Origin of the sequence: Flavobacterium sp. 140616W15 (assembly GCF_003668995.1) — a bacterium.
Taxonomy (GTDB): Bacteria; Bacteroidota; Bacteroidia; order Flavobacteriales; family Flavobacteriaceae; genus Flavobacterium.
The window spans coordinates 1446452-1471322 of sequence record NZ_CP033068.1; the positions used below are offsets into that span (position 1 = coordinate 1446452).

Below are 24871 nucleotides of genomic sequence, written 5' to 3' on the forward strand. Positions count from 1 at the left end.
AGTATTATGTGTGGTGCATTACTTTTAATCCCTTATACATTCGTTTGGGCCAATTGTTTAATTACTTCTAAATGCTTTCTAATAATTTTTTTTGTACTTATTAGACTGTAACATTAGAGCAATATTTTTAGAACTCCCTTTACTTATTTTAATAATGACAATGGTATATTTTAAATATCCATTTTTAAGGAGTATAAAATTTTATACTCAAGTTATAAAACCATAATGATGGTATAATTACAATAAACTTTAATTTAAGCAGAAAAAATGGATAATGAATATTTACGAGCTACGTTGCGTAATGCGCCTCTAGGGGCTGGAATTTATAATACTAGGGCTTGGTTAAAAGATATTCCTGAAATACAAAGTTTTACAGAAATAGAAAGTGTTCTATTAAGTAAAGATTTGTCTTCTAGAGAAGTAAGAGCCCTTATATTGTTATTGCAAAGAAAATATATTGATAGTGCTGACGGACTAAGTTCACTTGAAGTAGATTATAACATGAATATTAAGTATGATAAAATTTTTGACATACATAATGGTCTCTCTATTTTTGGTGATACTACTAGTAATATACTGGATTTCTCACGTCTTGATAAAAAATTACTCAAAGTAAAAGTATGTGTGGCAAAAAAAGCACGTAAAATAGTCTTACCTAAGAGTGCCGTATTTGAGGCGTTAGATATAAGCTTTGCGCCTAGATTGACTAACATAGAAAATATTGAACGTATTGAAGGTATGAAATCTTTGTCGTTTGATAAATGTAAAGCTTTTTTAGATTTTAAATTTTTAAAAAAACTAAATGGTTTACATGTCCTAAGAATTTCAGGCAATGAAAATTTACCAGAGCTTGATTTTATTACAGAAAAAAGCAATATAAGTATATTGCATTTAGTTGAAACAAATGCAATGAAGTTAAAAAACACAATAGATAATTTGTGTAAGTTGAAAAAATTAAAGTATTTAAATATTAGTACCAATGAAAAGGAGTTAGATCTTCTTAGAAAACAGCTTCCGGCCTGTGCTATTAATAATAAAGCATCATTAAATGAAATTATAAAAGGAAATTTTGCATAAAAAGTTATATCTCTTTGTGTTTATGGTGATAAGAACTTGTAAGTGACAATATTTAAATTAATAGAATAGAAAGAGTTTTATTTGTATTTTTTAAAATAATGAAAATATAAGGTTTTAGACAAGATAATGAACTGTTAAAAGGTTTAATATTAACTAGTTTCCTGTTTTAATTATTGTTTTTTTTTGGACGATTTAAACGAGCTTTAAAAAACTCAAATATTACTCTTTTTTACCTATTCTTTCTTTTAGTGACAATTCAGTATAATCTTTTATTCAGTATCTTTTTTTCGGGATACCATATAGTAAACAAGAACTAGTATTCTAAATTAGTTTATTGTCCTTTTTATTAATCATTCAAATTTAAAATAGTTGTCTTTTTTATCAAAGATTGTTAATTATAAGGAGCATGTGGAATAAAGAAAAGTGCTTTTTTTAAATAGATATTCTTAATGTGTCGATGATTTTATTTTGATGATTATTTTAAAGTGTGTCTTTTTATTTGTTTAGGTATTACACTTTGAATTTGATTATTGTTTAATTTTCATATAGAGTCTTTTCTTTTTGCTACTCAATTTCACTCAATATTAATTGTTTTTATTTATATGTTATTGATTGTTAGGGTTTTGTTGTTTTTTTTCAGGTTGAGTAGATGTGTGTAGCGTTTTTCTTTATTTTAAGTTTTTTTAGCCTCTACTTTGCATAATCTAGTTTGTATTAAAAACGTATTTGTAAAGATAAACTATAAAATATTGAATCAACAGGATCATTTTTAAAACTGACGCCCCAGTCTTATAAGTTTTATTTATTCTTGTTTATAGATGAGTTATATACTTAAAGTATCGTAGGTAACCATCTATCATACAAGTTCCATTGTTTCCTACTAAGTTTAATTAGTTATCTCTTGTTTAATTCTGAATAAGATAATTTCAGTTTTAGACATATTATTGATATGCCTTTTGGGTAGCAAAATTGGATTGTAAAATATCGATAAAATGTAGTCACATTTTATAACAATATGGAGCATTATTATGGTTAGTGTGTAATACCTATCTAAATTTTGATAGTGTATTATTAAATAATATGTGCTTAATTTTTTAACGGTTCCATGTGATACATTCACAAATTATCTAACAAATTGTATTTAGTTTTTATTAATTTTAAAGAGCATTTATGAAAAATCAATTACTCTCCTTACTTCTTATTTTGGGAGGATTTACTGCTTATGGGCAGGTAGGTATAGGCACCCCTTTACCCAATAGTTCATCACAGTTAGATGTGATGGCCTCAGATAAAGGGATCTTAATTCCTAGAGTAGATCTTGAAAACACAACCAGTATTAGATCTTTTGTGAAAACCAATGGTTCATTGCCTCAAAGCCTTTTAGTCTTTAATCAGAAAGTGGCAGGTACTGCTCCATTCAACGTTACACCTGGTTATTACTATTGGTTTAATGGTAAATGGAACAGAATTGTTATTTCTGATGAAATTACATCATCTGAGGGGACTGTTATTTTTAATCCAAATACAAATATATTTACTTATATAGATCAAAATGGTAATCCATTAGTAATCAATATTCAAGATATAGTTAGAGCTAATGAAACTCTAACAAGTTTAGATTACGATAAGAATACACATACCTTGACTTATAAAGCGGAAAGCGGACCTGCAAAAGAGTTTAAGTTAAAGGAATTAGTGGGAGATGCAACGAGTGTAAGTAACACATTAAATGGTTCAAACCTAACTACTACAGTAAATGGAGTAACAGGAGATCCAGTTGATTTGGCAAAAGCGATAGTAAACACAAACGTGCTAAGCAGTTCGGGCAACACGATTACTTCAACAGTAAATGGAACAGAGCAAACAGCACTAGCGGTAAATTCGAATAGAACCTCTTTAATAGATGGTTCAAAATTGATAACAACGGTGAATGGAGTAGTAAGTGATGCTCTGGATCTGCAATCAGCAGTAGGAGCAGCTGAAACAGTAACAACATTAGTAAAAGATGCTGCTAATGATGGTAAGTATCAATATACAAGTGAAGATAATACACAAACTACAATAGATGTAGTAAGTGATATTCTTAACAATGCAACGACAATTTTTAATAATTCAACAATAATTGAACAACTTAAAGGAAAAGAAACTCTAACAAGTTTAGTTTATGATGATGTTGCTCATACTTTAGCCTATAAAGATGAGGATGGAAAAACGGAAACATTTAAATTAACAGATCTAGTTGGTGCTTCAGAAACCTTAACGAGTTTAGTTTATGATGATGTTGCCCATACCTTATCTTATAAAGATGAGAAAGGAAAGACTGAAACGTTTAAATTAACAGACTTAGTAGGAGCAGCTGAAACTTTAACGAGTTTAGTTTATGATGATGTTGCCCATACCTTATCTTATAAAGATGAGAAAGGAAAAACAGAAACGTTTAAATTAACAGATCTAGTTGGAGCCTCAGAAACCTTAACAAGTTTAGTTTATGATGATGTTGCCCATACTTTAGCATATAAAGATGAGAAAGGAAAAACGGAAACGTTCAAATTAGCAGATCTAGTAGGAGCAGCTGAAACAGTAACAACATTAGTAAAAGATGCTGCTAATGATGGTAAGTATCAATATACAAGTGAAGATAATACACAAACTACAATAGATGTAGTAAGTGATATTCTTAACAATGCAACGACAATTTTTAATAATTCAACAATAATTGAACAACTTAAAGGAAAAGAAACTCTAACAAGTTTAGTTTATGATGATGTTGCTCATACTTTAGCCTATAAAGATGAGGATGGAAAAACGGAAACATTTAAATTAACAGATCTAGTTGGTGCTTCAGAAACCTTAACGAGTTTAGTTTATGATGATGTTGCCCATACCTTATCTTATAAAGATGAGAAAGGAAAGACTGAAACGTTCAAATTAACAGACTTAGTAGGAGCAGCAGAAACTTTAACGAGTTTAGTTTATGATGATGTTGCCCATACCTTATCTTATAAAGATGAGAAAGGAAAAACAGAAACGTTTAAATTAACAGATCTAGTTGGTGCTTCAGAAACCTTAACAAGTTTAGTTTATGATGATGTTGCCCATACCTTATCTTATAAAGATGAGAAAGGAAAAACGGAAACGTTCAAATTAGCAGATCTAGTAGGAGCAGCTGAAACAGTAACAACATTAGTAAAAGATGCTGCTAATGATGGTAAGTATCAATATACAAGTGAAGATAATACACAAACTACAATAGATGTAGTAAGTGATATTCTTAACAATGCAACGACAATTTTTAATAATTCAACAATAATTGAACAACTTAAAGGAAAAGAAACTCTAACAAGTTTAGTTTATGATGATGTTGCTCATACTTTAGCCTATAAAGATGAGGATGGAAAAACGGAAACATTTAAATTAACAGATCTAGTTGGTGCTTCAGAAACCTTAACGAGTTTAGTTTATGATGATGTTGCCCATACCTTATCTTATAAAGATGAGAAAGGAAAGACTGAAACGTTTAAATTAACAGACTTAGTAGGAGCAGCTGAAACTTTAACGAGTTTAGTTTATGATGATGTTGCCCATACCTTATCTTATAAAGATGAGAAAGGAAAAACAGAAACGTTTAAATTAACAGATCTAGTAGGAGCAGCTGAAACAGTAACAACATTAGTAAAAGATGCTGCTAATGATGGTAAGTATCAATATACAAGTGAAGATAATACACAAACTACAATAGATGTAGTAAGTGATATTCTTAACAATGCAACTACAATTTTTAATAATTCAACAATAATTGAACAACTTAAAGGAAAAGAGACCTTAACAAGTTTAGTTTATGATGATGTTGCACATACTTTAGCGTATAAAGATGAGGATGGAAAAACGGAAACATTTAAATTAACAGATTTAGTTGGTGCTTCAGAAACCTTAACGAGTTTAGTTTATGATGATGTTGCCCATACCTTATCTTATAAAGATGAGAAAGGAAAGACTGAAACGTTCAAATTAGCAGATCTAGTAGGAGCAGCTGAAACAGTAACAACATTAGTAAAGGATGCTGCTAATGATGGTAAGTATCAATATACAAGTGAAGATAACACACAAACTACGATAGATGTAGTAAGTGATATTCTTAACAATGCAACGACAATTTTTAATAATTCAACAATAATTGAACAACTTAAAGGAAAAGAGACCTTAACAAGTTTAGTTTATGATGATGTTGCCCATACTTTAGCCTATAAAGATGAGGATGGAAAAACGGAAACCTTTAAATTAACAGATCTAGTTGGTGCTTCAGAAACCCTAACAAGTTTAGTTTATGATGATGTTGCCCATACATTAGCGTATAAAGATGAGAAAGGAAAGACTGAAACGTTCAAATTAACAGACCTAGTTGGTGCTTCAGAAACCTTAACAAGTTTAGTTTATGATGATGTTGCCCATACCTTATCTTATAAAGATGAGAAAGGAAAAACAGAAACATTTAAATTAACAGATTTAGTAGGAGCCTCAGAAACCTTAACGAGTTTAGTTTATGATGATGTTGCACATACATTAGCGTATAAAGATGAGAAAGGAAAAACGGAAACGTTCAAATTAGCAGATCTAGTAGGAGCAGCTGAAACAGTAACAACATTAGTAAAGGATGCTGCTAATGATGGTAAGTATCAATATACAAGTGAAGATAACACACAAACTACGATAGATGTAGTAAGTGATATTCTTAACAATGCAACGACAATTTTAATAATTCAACAATAATTGAACAACTTAAAGGAAAAGAGACCTTAACAAGTTTAGTTTATGATGATGTTGCCCATACTTTAGCCTATAAAGATGAGGATGGAAAAACGGAAACATTTAAATTAACAGATTTAGTTGGTGCTTCAGAAACCCTAACAAGTTTAGTTTATGATGATGTTGCCCATACATTAGCGTATAAAGATGAGAAAGGAAAGACTGAAACGTTCAAATTAACAGACCTAGTTGGTGCTTCAGAAACCTTAACAAGTTTAGTTTATGATGATGTTGCCCATACCTTATCTTATAAAGATGAGAAAGGAAAAACAGAAACATTTAAATTAACAGATTTAGTAGGAGCCTCAGAAACCTTAACGAGTTTAGTTTATGATGATGTTGCACATACATTAGCGTATAAAGATGAGAAAGGAAAAACGGAAACGTTCAAATTAGCAGATCTAGTAGGAGCAGCTGAAACAGTAACAACATTAGTAAAGGATGCTGCTAATGATGGTAAGTATCAATATACAAGTGAAGATAACACACAAACTACGATAGATGTAGTAAGTGATATTCTTAACAATGCAACGACAATTTTTAATAATTCAACAATAATTGAACAACTTAAAGGAAAAGAGACCTTAACAAGTTTAGTTTATGATGATGTTGCCCATACTTTAGCCTATAAAGATGAGGATGGAAAAACGGAAACATTTAAATTAACAGATTTAGTTGGTGCTTCAGAAACCTTAACAAGTTTAGTTTATGATGATGTTGCCCATACATTAGCGTATAAAGATGAGAAAGGAAAGACTGAAACGTTCAAATTAACAGACTTAGTAGGAGCCGCTGAAACAGTAACAACAATAACTCCTGTTGTATCAGGACATAAAATTGCTACTTATACGAATGAGACGACAAATGCGCCAGTTGAAATTCAAGAAACAGTAACTAAGCTTGAAGTGAATACACTTGCAAATGGTACTTTAGATTATACTAATGAAGAGACAACTCATAAATTAGATATTACTCCATTGGTAAAAGAACCTTGGTTTAGTACAACTACTAATAAAGGAGCAACTCTAAATACAGAAGACATCTATACTAAAGGATGGGTAGGAATTGGATTTACAGAAAAATCTGCTGCACCAAATGAGATGCTTAGAGTAAATGGTACTATTACTACAGTAAACAGTTATTTTGCCGATTATGTTTTTGAAGATTATTTTAAAGGTTTCTCAGATATAAAAGCAGAATATAAGTTTAAGTCATTATCTGAAGTAGATGCTTATATAAGAAAGAACAAGCACTTACCAGGTATAACACCAATTACTCAATTAGAGAAAACAGCAGAAGGCTATGCATTTAACCTTTCAGAATTATCAATTCAGTTATTAGAAAAAACCGAAGAATTGTATTTGCATGTTATTGAGCAAGACAAACAACTTGATGCAAAAAACAATGAAATTCAGGAATTAAAAGCAAGTTCAAAAGCTATGAATGAGCGTTTGGAAAAATTAGAAAGATTGATTTCAGAAAAAGATAATCAATAATCAAAAGTTTAAAGAACTGCAATTTTTAATTGCAGTTCTTTATTAAAATTTATACGAGTATTAAGCATTCTATATACAAAATTTAAGAAGTCTTTCTGCTTTTAGACAGAGTTGCATAGGCAATTATAAGTGTACAAGTAAAGATTAAAATAAGTTACATCGTTTCCTTATGGAGGAAATGGTAAAGTAAAAACACCTCTTTTTAGAGTATGATAAAAGAGGTGTTTTTTAATGTATAAAAATGATAACAAATCATATTTATGGATAACATTTAAAATAATAGTTATGACCAAAATTTATATAAGTGCAATTATACTGGCAGTATGTACAGCTGGAAAACTTAATGCACAAACAGTAAATACAGGAGAGTTAGTAATGATGCCTGGAACACAGTTTTCGACAGTAGGAGATTTTAATAATATTACTACTGGTGACGTTGTTAACGACGGCATATTTTCTGTATATGCTAATTATAATAATGACGGAATGGTGACATTTAGCCCCTCACTAAATACAGGGTTAATCCATTTTAAAGGAACAACTGGAGCACAAATTATTTCAGGAACATTACCGAGTGAATTAAACGATGTACGATTTGAAAACAAGTCGGCACAACCAGCTTTTTTATTGTCTGGAGATTTAAATGTTTACGGTGTTTCTAAATTTTATTATGGAATAGTAGACAATGAAACTGATGGAGGAAACTTTGTATTTGAAGCCAATGCTTCTCATGAAACTACAAATAATGATAGTCATGTATTAGGACATGTAGAACAAAAAGGAAAGAATGAATTTGAGTTTCCCATAGGAGACGGAGGATACTATAGATCAATGGCTATTGGACAAAGTGACCAAGAGAATAAGAATTATACAAGTGAATATTTTAAGAAGAATTCGAATGGAGCGTATCCACATAATAAAAAGCAAGAAGCAATTGCATTTATTAATTCTGGAGAGTATTGGAAATTTGATTCAACTGACGACGCTATTGATTTTGCATTAACGCTTTCATGGCATGAAGATACGACACCAGCGGAGATCATTAATAGCACACAGGCAAATACTTCTATTGGAATTGTAAGATGGGATGAAAAAGATAAAGAATGGAAATCTTATAATGTAGCAACTGATGTTAATAATAAAACAGTAACAGCCAAAATTACTCAGGATGGGATTTTTACACTTGCTAGAATAAATAAAATACTTAAACCTAAAGAAGAAAATGTAATTGTTTACAATGGTTTTTCACCTAACGAGGATGGAATTAATGATTTCTTCTTTATAGAAGGATTATCAATTTACCCAAATAACACCTTGGAAATCTATAACAGATGGGGAGTTAAAGTGTTTGAAACTTCAGGATATGGTATAGATGGAAACTGGTTTAAAGGAATTTCAGAAGGAAGAGCAACTATTAGCAAAGGCGAAAAATTATCTACAGGAACCTATTTTTATATACTTAGGTATAAAATAAGCGAGGATATTACTAGAGAAAAAGTTGGTTATCTGTATTTCTAATATTAGGAATACAACTAATCAAAATTGGTAGAGGGTTTTAATTTATTTAAACTCAATTGATATTTAAAAAATCTCGCTTAGATGAATCTACATGACTTATATGGGGAACTATTTTAAACATATATGACTTAATGTTGATTTAGAACTAAAATACAAATAACCTTTTTTTAATCAATGACTAAAAAGTATCAGAGTTTTAAACAAGATATATTATTAGAACATGCCACTGTCTGGGTGCAAATTGAAAACTATTTTAAGTGATTATTTTAAAAATATAGATTCTATGTTGATTTGAAATTGAAATAAGAAGTATCTAAATTAAAATTATTACTTAAATCAGTATTTAAAAATTAAAAATAATATGAAAAAAATAATAATAGTTTTGTTATTGCTAGCTGGTTTTTCTCCATCTTTTGCACAGCAGGATGCACAATATACACAGTATATGTACAATACCATGACAATAAATCCAGGATACACAGGAACAAGTGGTACTACAAGTATATTGGGAATTTATAGGGCGCAATGGGTTGGATTAGAAGGAGCGCCTAAAACTGGAAGTTTTTCTATTCAAGCTCCCATAAGTATAGATGGGCAGGGGTTAGGATTATCCATTATCAATGATCAAATAGGACCAACAAAAGAAACTGCAGTCTCGGTTAATTATTCTTATCCAATTCAATTGTCAGAGGATGTAAAGCTATCTTTTGGATTGAGTGCTGTGGGTAATTTTTGGGAAATCGATCACACTAAATTAACTATTCATGAAGGAAATGACATCCTACTCTCAGGTATACAAAACAAGTTTTCTCCAAACATAGGAGCAGGAGCATATTTACATTCAAATAAATGGTATGCGGGAATATCTGTACCAAGATTTTTGGAAACAGAATTCTATGACGATGTTAAAATCTCAACTGCTACTAGAAAAAAACATTTTTATGCAATGGGAGGCTACGTGTTTGAATTATCAGATGCAGTAAAATTTAAGCCTGCAGCGATGATAAAAGCAATAAGCGGATCACCACTTGCGGTTGATGTGTCAGCAAACTTTCTTTTGGAGGAAAAGCTTACGTTGGGAGTGGCCTACAGATGGGATGCAGCTATAAGCGCTATGGCTGGTTTTCAAATCTCACAAGGTTTAAATATTGGTTATGCATATGATTTTGATACTCAGAAAATAGGGAAATACAATTCAGGATCTCATGAAGTTTTCTTGCGATTTGATTTGTTTCCAACATCAAAATATAGAATGATAACACCAAGATTCTTTTAATAATTGATAATCTATGAAAATGATCTATAAAAAAATAGCCATTGTTTTTGCCTTCCTTTTCTTTTCTATAACACATACAGCTTACACACAGGTACGGAATAAAAAATTACAAAAAGCAAATGAAGCTTATGATCAATTTGCATTTGCAGAAGCAAGTAAATTGTACAAAAGAATAGCAAATAAAGGGAATGCTTCAGCAACTGTATATGCTAAACTAGCCGATTCTTATTATTATAATTCCAATTACTCAGAAGCACTAATATGGTATGCTAAGCTAATGGAAACTAAAGGGAATATAGCACCAGAATATTATTTTAGATATGCACAAACATTAAAAACTGCAGAGCAATATGCTGAAGCGGCTACTATTCTAAAAAAGTATTATTTAAAAACAGGAAAAAAAGACATAAGCGATAATTGGCTTCCAGAAAATTTTTTGTCCAAAATAAAAGAACAATCTGGGCGCTATGTGCTGAAAGACATTACGATCAATTCGCCTTCATCAGAATTTGGAGTCACTTTTTGGGATAAAGATAAACTACTGTACGCAACAGCTAAAAACTCTAGTTCAGTATTGACACAAAAAAACAACTGGGACAATCATTCGTACTTTAAAATTTACATGGCAACTATTACTCCCGACGGAGGATTAGCAAATCCTAAACTTTTAAAAGGAGATGTAAATACAAAGTATCATCACAGTACACCAGTAATAACAAAAGATGGTAAAACGATGTACTTTACAGGGAGTAATTATATTGGAGGAGAGTTAGGAAGAAGTAGAAGGCTAGGAATCAATTATTTAAAAATATATAAAGCACATTATGTTGATAATCAATGGAAAGATATAGAAGAATTACCTTATCCTGTAAATAGTGATGGATTCTCGTCAGGACATCCTGCTTTAAGTCCAGATGATAAAGAATTATATTTTGTATCAGATAGGAATAACGAAATGGGCAATTCAGATTTATATGTAGGAAGCATAACTGAAGCGGATGGTGTAAGCGATATAAGACCATTAGGAAACGAAATCAATACATTAGGAAGGGAAACATATCCTTTTGTTGATGCTTCAGGGATATTATACTTTTCATCAGATGGACATCCAGGATCAGGAGGACTAGATGTTTTTGCAGCAGTAAAAAATGAAGCAGGTATTTATGAGGTTGTTAATTTGGGAGATGGTGTAAACTCTCCATACGATGATTTTACTTATGGTATAAATTCAGAAACTAAAAAAGGATATTTTTCGTCAAATCGACAAGGAAATGACAACTTATACGGTTTTACAGAAAATCGACCAGTAGATTTTTCATTTAATATAAAACCAACTATTTCAGGTACAATAAAAGATAGTATTACAAAAGCACCTATTGCGAATGTTACTATTGAAGTTTATGATGCTGATTTTAATAAAACAGCAACCTATTATACTGATAATGAAGGTGAATATTCTATTTTACTTGAGCCATTTCAAAATCATACATTAGTATATAAGAAAGTAGGACTAATAGAAGAAACAGTGTCAATCCCTATGTTACAACAGTTAGAAAAAAGAGTGATATCTCCTGATTTGTATAATGAGATGGAAGTTATTGTTGCAAATAAGAGAGTAATACTGAAAGAAGGAGATGATTTAACCAAAAAGTTAGAACTAAATCCTATTTATTTTGATTATGAAGGTTCCAAAATAAGAGAATCATCTAAAGCAGAGCTGGATAAAATTGTAGCACTATTATTAGCCAGGCCAAATATTTCATTGCAAGTAAATTCACACACAGACAGTAGAGGAAGAGATGAATTCAATTTACGTTTATCAAAACAAAGAGCGGCGGCTACAGTTGAATATATTGTAAAAGCAGGTATTGCAAAAGAAAGAGTTACTGGCGAAGGTTTTGGAGAAACAATGCTGATTAACCATTGTACAAATGGAGTAAAGTGTTCAGAAAAAGAGCATGAATTAAACAGACGCTCCGAATTTATTATAATATTGAATAAATAGAATAATTATTTTAATTAATTTTTTATGAAGAACATTACAAACGGAAGAAACATAAAAAGAGTATTAGTTTTATGCTTTTTTTTATCAATAAATACTTGGGGACAAACAGGTATTAATACAAAAAATCCAAATGCATCATCTGTACTAGAAATTCAGTCAAATAATAAAGGGGTACTGATTCCTCGGGTAACACTTACGAGTAATACAGACAATACGACCATACCAAACCCTGCAGAATCACTTTTAGTTTATAATACAGGGCTTGATTCTAATTTTAACATTCCTGGATATATGTATTGGAATGTTGATTCATGGGTTATATTATCTCCTACAAAAACAGGCAAAGCAATTATAAAAGATGGGCTTGTTAAAGATTCTCAAAGATTATTATCAAATAGCTATTCAGCAACAATAATAGATGATATTTTAACAGTGGTTTATTCTGGTGGTAATGGTGTTTATTACCCAAGTGGAGCTAAATATTTAGCAAGCGGTTCTGTAGGAGGAAGTAAGGAAGTGTATTTAGAGCTTCAGGCAGGAAAGTTAGAATAATCTACAGGGACATTATTTTATAAAATCACGGGGAAGCCTGGATCATCTGTTAGCGCGGGTTCTATAAAAGATCTTAAAATAAAATTTCAAGATCAATCATTAGGAGATATAGAAGTAGGAGGAAAGACAAAAACGGAAGCTTTACAATACACACTTAAGAATTCTGTTAAGATAGAAGATGGCAATGAATTTGGAGCAAACGGAAGCATACTAACTTGGTATAGAAATGATGTAGATTTTGATAAATATATCGAATTACCTGATGATGGGGCTTACGTTTTTTCTTTTAGGTTATACGGAGTTACCGCTAGTGCTATTACTACTATACAACAACAATGGTTTTTTATTAGTGGATGGAAAGAGCAAGCAGATACTTCAGTAGGATCAGCTTCAGTTTTAGCAGATATTTCAGAAATGGGACTCATTAGTCCTCGAAAAGGTGCATCTATTACCTATACAATAAACCTTACCGTATCAGGAATGAAAGGAGATAGAGTTTTTTTTAAAATGGCTCGTGGTCATAATAATGGTAAAGATCAATCTTTTGATCTTACACTGAAAAATGGAAGTACTAATAGTACACCTAATGAAGCTAATGGAGCACGTACCTCTATGTTTTATTTTAAACTTTAAAATAGATCGTTAGCAGATGAAATATAATGTAGAATAAAATTGAATAGTTTTTTATATTTTTTGGTTTGTAGTAGTGGCTGTAAATGGACAAATAAAATGCCTGTTTATGTCTACACTGCTGTTTTAACACATTGTGGCTCAGATTCATATGTGTAAAATCTATTAAAAGCAGGCATTTTTGATAAGTTTTAGCTGAATAGATAAAAAATATAGATTAGTAAATAGCCAATTAGATAAACTATACGATTCTGTGCCTTAAGCGAGAGATGTTTTGGTATAGTGCTTTAGTTTTTAAAAATAATGGTATTACGCTCATGTTAGTATATGAACTAAAATTTTCACGTGATGGCGTAAAATAGCCCAGCTTAAGGTTTAGTAATGGACAATATACCAGCTAATTATTTAGCCTGTATCCGAGGCATGAGAGATTAATTTATTAATAGTATTGTTTTAGAAAGACTGGTATTGTGAAAGTAATGCCAGTCTTTCATTATTTATACACAAATAAGATACTCGCAATTAATGATGTTAAGGGCAATAAAGGAAAATTAATATAAATCTGCGCTATCTGCGAGCCAAAAATAAAACGCAAAAGCGCAATTTTTAATAATAAAAGAATAATAAATTAGCGGACAATTAAAGTAAATCTGCTTTATCTGCGAGCCAAAAATAAAACGCAAAAGTGCAAGTTTTAATAATAAAAGAATAATAAATTAGCGAACAGTTAATATAAATCTGCTTTATCTGCATGCCAAAAACAAGACGTAAAAACACAAGCTTCAATAATTAAGAATAAAATGTTTCCTACAAACAATAGCGGACAATTAAAGTAAATCCGCTTTATCTGCGAGCCTAAAACAGCGGCAGAGAATGAAATAACCAACAGTTATCAGAACTTCAGTAATCCAGAATCTTTCTAAAAGATAGCATCTTTTTTCCTGAAAAATTAAATCTTTACGTATATTGCGTATTCTGACAGTTATCGAGATCATGCCCTTTGCGGTTAAATTTCCCCCTCGATCAAAAAAAGACTCTAATAATTTTAAAATTTTCCACTCGTAAAGACACTGAAATGCAAGTTTCAAATAAGTGCAGAGACGATTTATAAGAGTTTTCAATAATAATACCTAATAATATAAATACAAGAATGAGGTTACATACTATTTTTAAACTTAAATGCCCTAAATGCTACAAAGGCAATTTATTTACAAATCACGGACTTTTCGTAGTGAAAGAGATTCGTAAAATGAATAGAAATTGCTCACACTGTAGTCAGGATTTTAAAATAGAACCCAACTTTTACTCCGCCGCTTCATGGATTAAATACCCAATAATACTACTAATTGTTGTTCACTTAGTACTTTCAGTCATTGCGTTAAATACGATGTATGGATTATCGTTAAAAATTCTGATACCAATATTTATGGCTGTTTGTCTTGCAATACAAGTTCCGATAATACGAATTTCTAAAGCTGTTTTGATAAATTTAACTCTGAATTTTATAGGAGATAGTAAAAAGGCTTAATTTTTCTTTAAAGGTTCTGAGGTTTTTTTAGACTCTGAGGTTCTAAGTTACAAAGTTCCGATAGCTATCGGAACAAAGGCTGTTTGTCCGTGTGTAACTTTTTGCGATAATGCTTTCTGAACTTTGTGGTTAATTTTCTAGGTAAAACAATCCCAATCTTGTCACCCTGACGGAGGAAGGGTCTCATTAAGTAACTCGAGATAGTTTATAGAGCTACTTGCTCTGGTTTTGTTCGAGGATTGAAAAATTCTTTTAAAGGTACTAAGAGTAAGACACAATTTTTTTTAAGTTCTGAGTCCTAAGGTTCTAAAATTAAGTATCAAAGTTCCGATAGCTATCAGATCCTTTGCATTTTTGTACGTTTGTACCTTTATTCTAATATCTATCCGAAACTTTGCACCTTTGTTCCGATAGCTATCGGAACTCTGAACCTTTGCGTTACCAACTCCCTTTAAAGCCTTCTTCCAGTGCGTTATTGTATTCTTCTATATTAAAACTATATAAATCAGGGGCTTTATGCGCACCGCCTTTGCGGGATTCATCTAATTTGGTTAAAATATCGTAACGTAATATTTTTCTATAAAAGTTACCGCGATTAAGCTTTTTACCCAAGATGATCTCATATAATTTTTGAAGCTCGGGCATGGTGAATTTTTCAGGAAGAAGATTATAACCAATCGGATGATTGCTTAATTGCTCACGTAGAGTAACAAGAGCTTTATCTAAAATTTCTCTGTGATCCATCATAAATGGAGGCAAATCATCGATAGATTTCCATTCGCAGGCAGTAGAGATATCATCTATATTTAAATTCACCTTAGAGTGTTCAGCAAGAGCGTAATAGCCTATAGAAATAAATCGTTGTTTATTCCATAAATTATCATCATAATCTTTAAAAACACCTTCGGAACGGTTTAAATTACCAAAGGTGTGAAATTGTTGGAGATAGATATTTTCGGTACCGGTTCTGTTTTTTAAAATCCGAATGGCGGCATCGTCAATATTTTCATCTTTTTGCACATAACCACCAGGAAGACCAAAAGCATCCTGATCTTTCATTTTAATGGTTAGTACCTGAAGAGAAGAATCTTTAAAACTGAAAACAGCACAATCAATAGAGAGTGAAGGAACATATTTTCCCCATGACACTTCAGAATCTTTTTCTAGTATTTTTTTAAACTCCATAGAATATAATTACGGTCAAATTTACTCTTTTGATATCTATATGTCAACTTTTAAAAAATTTTTTGGATTTTTTTTTCATTTTTTTTTTAAAATCAAGCTCTTAAAACTTGTTATCTAACTCAGAATTTAACATTGATAAAAATTACGGTATAAAGATTTTTCTCACTGTTTACAGGGCTTTACGCAAACGTGATAGTGCTTTTTTATTCAAATTTTAAAATGTAACAATAGTAGTTTTTTGTTAATTATATGTGATTTATCTATACTTAAAAATTCGATTTATATAATTATTCTTTCAATTGTTTGCTAATATTAAAAAATCTAATTAATATTGCTTCATAATGAAGCAATGAAATTTAATCCTTTTATTTAATTAACCAGATAACTTATGAAAAGAATAATTATTTCAGCAATTTGTATGACAATTTTCCCAGCTTTTGAAGGATTTTCACAAGAGGAAAAAATATCACGAAAAGCAACAGATACCACAAAAACAAAAATTCTAGAAACCGACACCAAAGAAGAAAAAAACAGAAATGTGATGTTAAATGCGGCAAACAATACAGGGCCGCGTGATGTGAATATAGGATTACCAACAACAGTAGGGGGAATCACAATTCAGGAAAATGATTTACCAGTAGTTTATTATTTCTGGCCAGAGTTACCAAACAGAACATGGAGACAAAGCAAGAGTTTAGGACGAACGGGTTTATTGAAAATTGGTGAAGCAGCAATTACAACAGGTGATTTAGGATTTACAGTTAATTCATATACAAGATTAGGAACAGATAAATTAGAAATAAACGGTAATTTTTCGGGATCAAGTTTCGGATGGATGAAAGGAGACTTAAATGTTACAGGACCATTAAGCAAAGGTTGGTCGTATACAATGGGAGCCTATGCTAATTTTGATCCGAATTCATTTGATTTAAAATTTGCTAACTATTCAGATAGGACACAAATTTACCGAGCAGGAATAACTAAGAAATTCAACAATGGAAAAGGCGAAATTAGCTTTTTGTATAAATATGCTAACTCAGCATCTTTAAGCAACTATGCTGTTTTTGAATATAAAGAAGGAGGTAAAGTAGAGGAGTACAACGGTTTTAGAATAGGACGAGATTCTTATATCGTAAACGATGGAACTTTCATGTTTAAAGACATACTTACAGGACAGTCAAAAAAAGCAGATATGGGAGGTAGTGATGCTGCATCAACCTCACATACATTTGATTTATTAGGGAACTATGACTTAGCAAATGATTGGAAGTTTAATTTCTCAACTCGTTTTCGTTATGCAAAAGCATCACAATTAGTAACAATACCATTAAGTATTTTTGAAGCTACAGCAGCTGATAATTTTACTTATCAGGCTACAGGGCAATCATATGTAGGTAATGTGAACTCAATGCTTGCAATGTACACAGATGGAACACCAACAACTACTTTTTTATCACGATTTGAAATAAAAAAGAATGTTGATAATCACAAATGGAGATTTGGGTTAATGGAATACTATTATAATGTAGATGAGTTTACATCAAGCCGTTCGTTTTTTAATCAGACAGTAAGTGCAAACCCAGATAAATTAGTGCGTAATACTCCAGGAGGAACAGCAAATACAGATGCAAGTGGATTTTACAACTATAACGTAGGAGGAGAGTATCATAATGGTTTTGAGAATAAACTATCGGCTTATTTTTCAGATAACTGGACAATATCAGATCGTTTAACAGTAGCATATGGTGTAAATTTAAGATATCACAAATTAAAAGGAGATTATTATCAAACACCAAGAACACCAAATGTTGTATTTGATCCAAGTCAGAAAACATATTTTGATAATAACTGGTTTCATTTAGGAGGATCTATAAATGCAGTTTATAAAGTAATAAAAAGTGCAGGAATCCTAGCTGATTTTACTTATACCGAAAAAAATGGACAATTAGAAAGTTATTCAGGAGCAGCAGAACCTAACTTAGCAAAAACAAAAAGCCCATTGGGAGCATTTGGAGTATATTTTAATCAGGAAAAATTTAGTATTGTTTCACAGGCTACTTATCTAACAAGAAATAATTATCAGGCAAGACTTAATTTAGTAAATCCAACAAACTCAAGCCAGTCAGAAGTAGCAACAGTTTTTTATGACATACAAACTTTGGGTTGGACTACAGATATCGTGGCAACGCCATTTGAAGGATTTAATCTTCATTACTTGATAACGTTCCAGGATCCAGTTTATAAAAATTATAATTTTTCAGCTTTTGGAAACAACTATTCATATAATGACAAAAATGTATTAGAAATATCAAAAGTATTGATGGAAATTGATCCTAGTTATACCTATAAAGATTTTAAACTATGGGCAAGCTTCCGTTATTTCAGTAAGCAATATGCAAATCAAACAAATGCATTATACTTTGCACCAAGATGGGAAACATTTGGAGGAGTAAATTATAAAATTAATAACCATTTCGATATCGGACTTACAGCAGTAAACTTCTTAAATCAAACGGGAGCGAAAGGAACAATAAACGGAGCAGAATTAATTACAGATGCTTCACCATATTACGATAAACTATTGGTAGGATCATATATTCGACCATTTACATTAGAAGCGTCATTAAATTTCAGATTTTAAATAGTATATAAATGAAAAAAACAGTCATAACGATAAGTTTAGCTTTCTTTTTAAGCGTAACGATGCATGCCCAGCAGGAAAATTTCACAATAGTTAAAAATAATAAAGGGGCAGATTTAGGATATTCTCCTGAATCAGGAGTAAAAATTTTAACCATAAACGGAAAAAAATTTAAAGATTTAAATAAAAACGGAAAATTAGATAAATATGAAGATTGGCGACTTTCAGCAGATGAGCGTGCCAAAGATTTAGCATCAAAAATGACGGTAGAACAAATTGCAGGATTAATGCTTTATAGCCGTCATCAATCATTACCAGCAGGAGTATCGGGATATAATTTAGGAACATATAATGGTAAAGTTTTCCCAGAAAGTAATGCCAAAGCGTATGATCTGGCAGACCAACAAAAAGCATTTTTACAAGAAGATAATTTGCGTCATGTATTAATTACAAATGTAGAAAGTCCAGAAGTAGCTGCATTATGGAACAATAAGATGCAGGCATTTGTAGAAGGAATAGGATTAGGAATTCCTAGTAATACCAGTACCGATCCGCGACATTTAGCAACTGTAACTTCAGAGTTTAATGCAGGAGCAGGAGGAACAATTTCGATGTGGCCAGACGGTTTAGGAATGGCTGCAACTTTTGATCCAAAAATTGTAGAGCAGTTTGGACAAATAGCAGCCAAAGAATACCGTGCATTAGGAATTGCAACAGCCTTGTCACCACAAATAGATTTAGGAACAGAACCAAGATGGTATAGAATTTCGATGACATTTGGCGAAAGCCCATCATTAACAAGAGATATGGGACGTGCCTATATCGATGGTTTTCAAACATCATATGGAAAAGACGAAATCAAAGATGGATGGGGATACAAGAGTGTGAATGCCATGGTAAAACACTGGCCGAGCGGTGGAGCCGAAGAAGGTGGACGCGATGGACATTGGGCTTATGGGAAATTTGCAGTATATCCGGGGAATAATTTGCAACAGCATATAGATCCTTTTGTAAATGGAGCGTTTAAATTAAAAGGGAAAACCAGTAAAGCATCAGCAGTAATGCCTTATTACACAATCACTTTTGATCAGGATAAAAAATACAACGAAAATGTTGCTAATGGATATAGCAAATACATTATTACCGATTTATTAAGAGATAAATACGGTTACGATGGAGTAGTTTGTACCGATTGGCTGATTACAGGAGATGAAGGAAAAACACCAAATGTCTTTGCAGGAAAACCTTGGGGTGTAGAAAATCTTTCGATTGTAGACAGACATTACAAAGCGATCATGGCAGGAGTAGATCAATTTGGAGGAAATAATGATAAAAAACCAGTTTTAGCCGCTTATGAAATAGGAATCAAAGAATATGGAGAACCATTTATGAGAGCCCGCTTTGAAAGATCAGCAGTTCGATTATTAAAGAATATTTTTAGAGTAGGACTTTTTGAAAATCCATATCTGAATATATCAGAAACAAAAGAAGTTGTTGGAAATTCAAAGTTTATGGAAGCAGGATATGGTGCACAATTAAAATCGATTGTATTATTGAAAAATAAGGCATCAATTCTTCCATTAAAAGAAAAGAAAACAGTTTTTATTCCTAAAATTTATACAGCTTCAAAGAAAGACTGGTGGGGAGTAGGAAGCATGCCAAAATTTGAATACCCAGTAAATTTAGAATTAGTAAAAAAATACTATAATGTTACAGACGAACCTTCAAAAGCAGATTTTGCAATTGTTTTTGTAACAAGTCCACAAAGTTTAGAAGATGGGTATGATTTAAATGACAGAACTAATGGAAGTAATGGCTATGTGCCAATTTCTTTACAATACGGAACGTATACAGCAACAACAGCAAGAGCTAAAAGTATAGCCGCAGGAGATCAGGTTATTGACCCAACTATTACCGATAGAACTTATAAAAATAAAACGGTTACTGTAGCCAATACAATGGATTTGAGAACCATTCTGGATACAAAAGACATGATGGAAGGTAAGCCAGTTATAGTTTCAGTAACAGCTTCAAAGCCAATGATTTTTAATGAGTTTGAAAATCAAGTTGATGGAATTGTTTTAAATTTTGGAGTATCTACACAGGCTGTATTAGATATAATATCTGGAAAAACAGAACCATCAGGTTTATTGCCAATTCAGATGCCAGCTAATATGGAAACAGTTGAAAAACAATTTGAAGACGTTCCATTTGATATGGTTTCGCATAAGGACAGTGAAGGAAATGTTTATGATTTTGCTTATGGGTTAAACTGGAAAGGAGTTATAAAAGATAGCAGAACCAGCACATATAAGAAAGAATAGCATATCTAAAATAGCTCATATAAGAGCATATAAATAAAAAGTAAAGTTAGTTGTAAAAACCAGTGAAGTAAAGAGCACTGGTTTTTTTATGCATTATAATAAATGCAATTTAATCTTAAAATGATTCGTTATTTGATTCTAATTCAAATAATTGCACTTGATTTTTTAGCATTTCAACTACCAAATTCATCATTCTTTTTGGATAGTTTAAATTAGTAAGATTGATGTTTGTTTGATATAAAAAAAATGAAATGCTAACGTTCAGAAGAAGCTAATTGAAATAATGCGGGTTGGATAAATTTAATATATTATAATAAGGTAGTGATAATTAATATGGTTTTATGTATTTTGTTGCTATATTCTTAATAATTTTATTTTGCTATAGATTAAATATACTTTTTTTCTTATATTACGAAAATAATAATATTTAGTACTATGGTTTTTATAAAAAAAATAAAGGTTGCATCGTTTTTGTTCCTAATTACCAATTGTGTCTTTGGGCAAATGACAGGTATAAATACACAAAAGCCTGAAGCTGATCTACACGTTAAAGGGGACATGATTCTAACAGAAACTCCAGTTCTATCTACACAAGCACATGTCTTAGGAGTTAATGATAAAGGAAATATTGGTATTTTACCTGTTGTTCCAGCTAAATTGATGTTTATACAATCATCAAAACCTCAAACATATACAGATATAGGATCGATAAATAAGTTTAATGCTGGAGACGAATTTATTGTAGCATGGGATTTATCAGAAATAGTTACAAATAATATAGTAGCCTTTAATGGTAATCCGAGTAACTCAGATATGCAATATTTTGAGTTTAAAGAAGATGGGATGTATGAGATTAGTGGTTTTATTAATTATAGCCCTAATATTACCAATAAATATGCTACCATAAGGCATGCAGGGGTAAATGTCGCTATACAATATTATGAAAATGGAAAATGGAAAAATCTTGCCGGTGCAAGAAGTTTATTCTCTATAGATTATGCAGATTTATCACAAACTATAAATGTAGCTCCTGCTATTAAACAATTTGCAAAAGGAGACCGGCTAAGGATGATATTTAAAAGACCAACTTCAGAATTTGGAATACCTCACGAAAAAAGTTTTGGAATACACAGACCTACAGGGACGACATTTACAAAAGGACTTAAAATAATAGCCTATTAAATAAAAGAAAACCAGTGAAGTTAAAAACACTGGTTTTTTTATGCATTATAATAAATGCAATTTAATTTTAAAATGATTCATTATTTGATTCTAATTCGAATAATTGCACTTGATTTTTTAGCCTTTCAATTACCAAATTCATCATTCTTTTATTCAAGCTGGAAGAATTTTGAATATACGATTGATATTCATCTAATGTAAAAAGTGCGATTACCATACCTTTAAGTGAATTTCGGAATTTAATGTCTTTTTGGATAGCATTTTCAATTACCGAAAGTTTCTTTTCAACGGTATAAGAATAAAAATCAGTTTTGTTTTTATTGACATAATTTATAAAAACGGCAACTAATAAATCATTTTGGAGTTTTAAAATCGGCCGAAGTACTTCGTTTTGAAATAATTCATCTGCAGAAGATTGAGCATTTACAGTGCCTAAAGTTGGTCCTCGGAATTCTTGTAAAAAAGTATCTCGCTGGCTCATATTTTTATTATAAAATTAAAAAAAAATAATGACACTAAAATGTTATTTTTGTTACTAATAAATTAATAATTATGAGATTTCATACTCGAAAATGGGTTAAACCCGAAGATCTAAATCCAAACGGAACTTTATTTGGCGGACAATTGCTGGCATGGATAGACGAAGAGTTGGCTTTATACACAATTATTCAGCTAGAAAACTATAGAGTGGTAACCAAGCATATGTCGGAAATTAACTTTAAAAGTTCAGCCAAACAAGGAGATATTGTCGAAATTGGAATTGATGTAGTTAAGTTCGGAAATACTTCACTAGTATTGAAAAGTGAAGTAAGGAACATGATGACCAGAGAAACTATTATTACAATCGATACTATTACAATGGTAAATCTTGGTGAGGATGGGAAACCAAAGGCACATGGAAAAACGAAGATAGAATACGTAAAAGACCGTTTATAGATTTTACATTATATAAAAAAATAACCATATAAGTCATGTAAGTTGATTAAAGCAAGGCTTATGTTTTCTTATATAACTTATATGGTTTAAAAACTACTCTAAATGACCAATCTTTGATGGTAATTCAAATATTTCTAGATCAAAATAAGGTGCAGAAGCAATAATGTGATCAAAAATATCAGCCATTATATATTCATAATTTGCCCAACGTTTATCACTTGAAAAAGTATAAATTTCTAAAGGAACTCCATGAGCAGTCGATTGTAATTGACGACACATCATGTGCATATCTTTATTTAATCCCGGATGACTTACCATATATTGAATAATATATTTTCTGAATAACCCAAGATTAGTCATATTTCGACCATTGAGAGCCAAAGACTTGTCAATATTATTTATCGTATTGTATTTTTCAATTTCGGACTGACGAGATTCAATATAAGGAGTAATAAGTTGAATCTTTTTCATCATATTCAAATCATCATTAGACAAAAAACGAATCGTACTGGTTTTAATCAAAATATGCCTTTTAATACGACGACCATCTGATTTTTGCATCCCACGCCAGTTTTGGAAAGAGTCAGAACTCAAAGCATAAGTAGGAATGGTAGTAATTGTATTGTCAAAATTTCGAACTTTTACTGTAGTAAGATTAATTTCGATAACATCACCATCGGCTCCAAATTTGTCCATTGTAATCCAGTCGCCAATACGAACCATATCGTTGATAGCAACCTGAACACTAGAAACGAAACCAAGAATAGTATCTCTAAAAATTAAGATAATAATTGCTGACAGAGTTCCTAAAATGGTTAATAATTCACCTTGTTTGATTCCGAATAATTTAGAAACAATAATTACAATTCCAAATATCCATAGAATCATCATAACAACCTGAATAAAACTATCAATAGGTTTATCGCTATATTCAGGTTTTTGTTTCAAATAATCTTTAAGAGAATTAAAAACAGTTTGAATGATCCATAGCGATAATAGTACGATATATACACCAACAATTTTCCCAAAGACCAATTCCCAATATTCATATTTGTCTAAGATTATAGGAACAGCTTTATAGATAAAGAAAAACGGAATTAAGTAAGCGGTGTATTTAGTAGTTTTATTATTGATTAAAAAATCATCAAACTTAGTTTTTGTTTTTTGGGCAAAAACAGCGGTAAGAGTTACCAAAAGAAATTTAGCTATATAATATACGGCGTATGCCATTATTATTAATAAAGCAATATTTAATACAAGACTAAGGTAGGCCGCAATATTGCGACTCATACCCCAGTCTCTAAAAAGAGGGTATAAAAAGTTAAATATTTTCTCCAAAAACTTAAGCATTTTTCAAGTATTTATACTCAACATAAAAAGTACCAAACGGAATCACAGAAGCAATTAAGATTAACATGAAAGTTTTAAAATCCCATTTTTGAGCACTTTTTAATAAAATAGCTAATAAAACATATGCCACAAATAGCAAACCATGACTCATTCCGATAGGGAATAATAGTGTTTTGTATAAATCTAGGTTTGTAGGCTTAATAAAAAGCATGTTAGAGAATAAAACCAAGTATGAAATTCCTTCTAAAATCGCTGTAATCTTAAAAATCTTGAGCATTTAATTATTTTTTTAAATTATTAACGGTAAAATTAATGATTCTGCTTGATTTTTAGGGTATCGAATGAGAAAGTAATTTACTTTTACAATC

General features: G+C 31.1%; 17 protein-coding genes. 13 read left to right on the forward strand and 4 right to left on the reverse strand.

Features of this window, described 5'->3' with window-relative positions; all coding sequences use genetic code 11:
* Positions 1–267 precede the first annotated feature (267 nt).
* The 9 genes from EAG11_RS06195 (at position 268) to EAG11_RS06235 (ending at position 14885) form a co-directional block, all read left to right on the forward strand.
* The gene (locus tag EAG11_RS06195; RefSeq protein WP_129538399.1) at positions 268–1077 is read left to right on the forward strand and encodes a hypothetical protein; all 810 of its coding nucleotides are present in this window, start codon (positions 268–270) and stop codon (positions 1075–1077) included.
* 1170 nt (positions 1078–2247) lie between these two features.
* Positions 2248–5844, forward strand: a complete 3597-nt coding sequence (locus EAG11_RS06200; protein ID WP_129538400.1) for a hypothetical protein — start codon at positions 2248–2250, stop codon at positions 5842–5844.
* Positions 5845–6785: 941 nt separating this feature from the next.
* Positions 6786–7376 (forward strand): hypothetical protein, encoded by a 591-nt coding sequence (locus tag EAG11_RS06205; RefSeq protein ID WP_129538401.1) that lies wholly within the window; start codon positions 6786–6788, stop codon positions 7374–7376.
* A 285-nt stretch (positions 7377–7661) separates the two neighbouring features.
* A complete protein-coding gene (locus tag EAG11_RS06210) occupies positions 7662–8894 on the forward strand; it encodes a gliding motility-associated C-terminal domain-containing protein (RefSeq protein WP_164998663.1) in 1233 nt (410 codons plus the stop codon).
* A gap of 361 nt (positions 8895–9255) precedes the next feature.
* Positions 9256–10170 carry a type IX secretion system membrane protein PorP/SprF gene (locus EAG11_RS06215; RefSeq protein WP_129538403.1) on the forward strand — a complete coding sequence of 305 codons (915 nt, stop codon included), beginning with the start codon at positions 9256–9258 and terminating at the stop codon, positions 10168–10170.
* 13 nt (positions 10171–10183) lie between these two features.
* Positions 10184–12175, forward strand: a complete 1992-nt coding sequence (locus EAG11_RS06220) for an OmpA family protein (RefSeq protein WP_129538404.1) — start codon at positions 10184–10186, stop codon at positions 12173–12175.
* A 24-nt stretch (positions 12176–12199) separates the two neighbouring features.
* Complete coding sequence (locus tag EAG11_RS06225; protein WP_129538405.1) at positions 12200–12727, forward strand: hypothetical protein; 528 nt, start codon at positions 12200–12202, stop codon at positions 12725–12727.
* 414 nt (positions 12728–13141) lie between these two features.
* Positions 13142–13360, forward strand: a complete 219-nt coding sequence (locus EAG11_RS06230; RefSeq protein WP_129538406.1) for a hypothetical protein — start codon at positions 13142–13144, stop codon at positions 13358–13360.
* Positions 13361–14606: 1246 nt separating this feature from the next.
* Entirely contained in the window at positions 14607–14885 is a 279-nt protein-coding gene (locus EAG11_RS06235) for a DUF983 domain-containing protein (RefSeq protein ID WP_164998664.1), read from the forward strand.
* Between the two features lie 438 nt (positions 14886–15323).
* Here the strand turns inward: EAG11_RS06235 and EAG11_RS06240 are convergent, their stop codons facing one another.
* The gene (locus EAG11_RS06240) at positions 15324–16070 is read right to left on the reverse strand and encodes an NUDIX domain-containing protein (protein ID WP_129538408.1); all 747 of its coding nucleotides are present in this window, start codon (positions 16068–16070) and stop codon (positions 15324–15326) included.
* Positions 16071–16458: 388 nt separating this feature from the next.
* Between EAG11_RS06240 and EAG11_RS06245 the strand changes: the two genes are divergently transcribed.
* From EAG11_RS06245 to EAG11_RS06255, 3 genes are all read left to right on the forward strand, one after another.
* Positions 16459–18711 (forward strand): TonB-dependent receptor, encoded by a 2253-nt coding sequence (locus EAG11_RS06245; protein ID WP_129538409.1) that lies wholly within the window; start codon positions 16459–16461, stop codon positions 18709–18711.
* A gap of 11 nt (positions 18712–18722) precedes the next feature.
* Positions 18723–21035 carry a glycoside hydrolase family 3 N-terminal domain-containing protein gene (locus EAG11_RS06250; RefSeq protein ID WP_129538410.1) on the forward strand — a complete coding sequence of 771 codons (2313 nt, stop codon included), beginning with the start codon at positions 18723–18725 and terminating at the stop codon, positions 21033–21035.
* 435 nt (positions 21036–21470) lie between these two features.
* Positions 21471–22217, forward strand: coding sequence for a hypothetical protein (locus EAG11_RS06255; RefSeq protein WP_129538411.1), 747 nt, complete (start codon positions 21471–21473; stop codon positions 22215–22217).
* Between the two features lie 67 nt (positions 22218–22284).
* Here the strand turns inward: EAG11_RS06255 and EAG11_RS06260 are convergent, their stop codons facing one another.
* The gene (locus tag EAG11_RS06260) at positions 22285–22698 is read right to left on the reverse strand and encodes a glyoxalase (RefSeq protein ID WP_129538412.1); all 414 of its coding nucleotides are present in this window, start codon (positions 22696–22698) and stop codon (positions 22285–22287) included.
* Positions 22699–22769: 71 nt separating this feature from the next.
* Here EAG11_RS06260 and EAG11_RS06265 point away from each other — a divergent pair, with 71 nt between their 5' ends.
* Complete coding sequence (locus tag EAG11_RS06265) at positions 22770–23153, forward strand: acyl-CoA thioesterase (protein WP_129538413.1); 384 nt, start codon at positions 22770–22772, stop codon at positions 23151–23153.
* Between the two features lie 93 nt (positions 23154–23246).
* Here the strand turns inward: EAG11_RS06265 and EAG11_RS06270 are convergent, their stop codons facing one another.
* Positions 23247–24503: a mechanosensitive ion channel family protein gene (locus EAG11_RS06270; RefSeq protein ID WP_129538414.1), complete on the reverse strand. Its 1257-nt coding sequence runs from the start codon at positions 24501–24503 to the stop codon at positions 23247–23249.
* Positions 24496–24780 carry a DUF3817 domain-containing protein gene (locus tag EAG11_RS06275; RefSeq protein WP_129538415.1) on the reverse strand — a complete coding sequence of 95 codons (285 nt, stop codon included), beginning with the start codon at positions 24778–24780 and terminating at the stop codon, positions 24496–24498. The genes EAG11_RS06270 and EAG11_RS06275 overlap by 8 nt, the downstream gene beginning before the upstream one ends.
* Between the last annotated feature and the right edge of the window lie 91 nt (positions 24781–24871).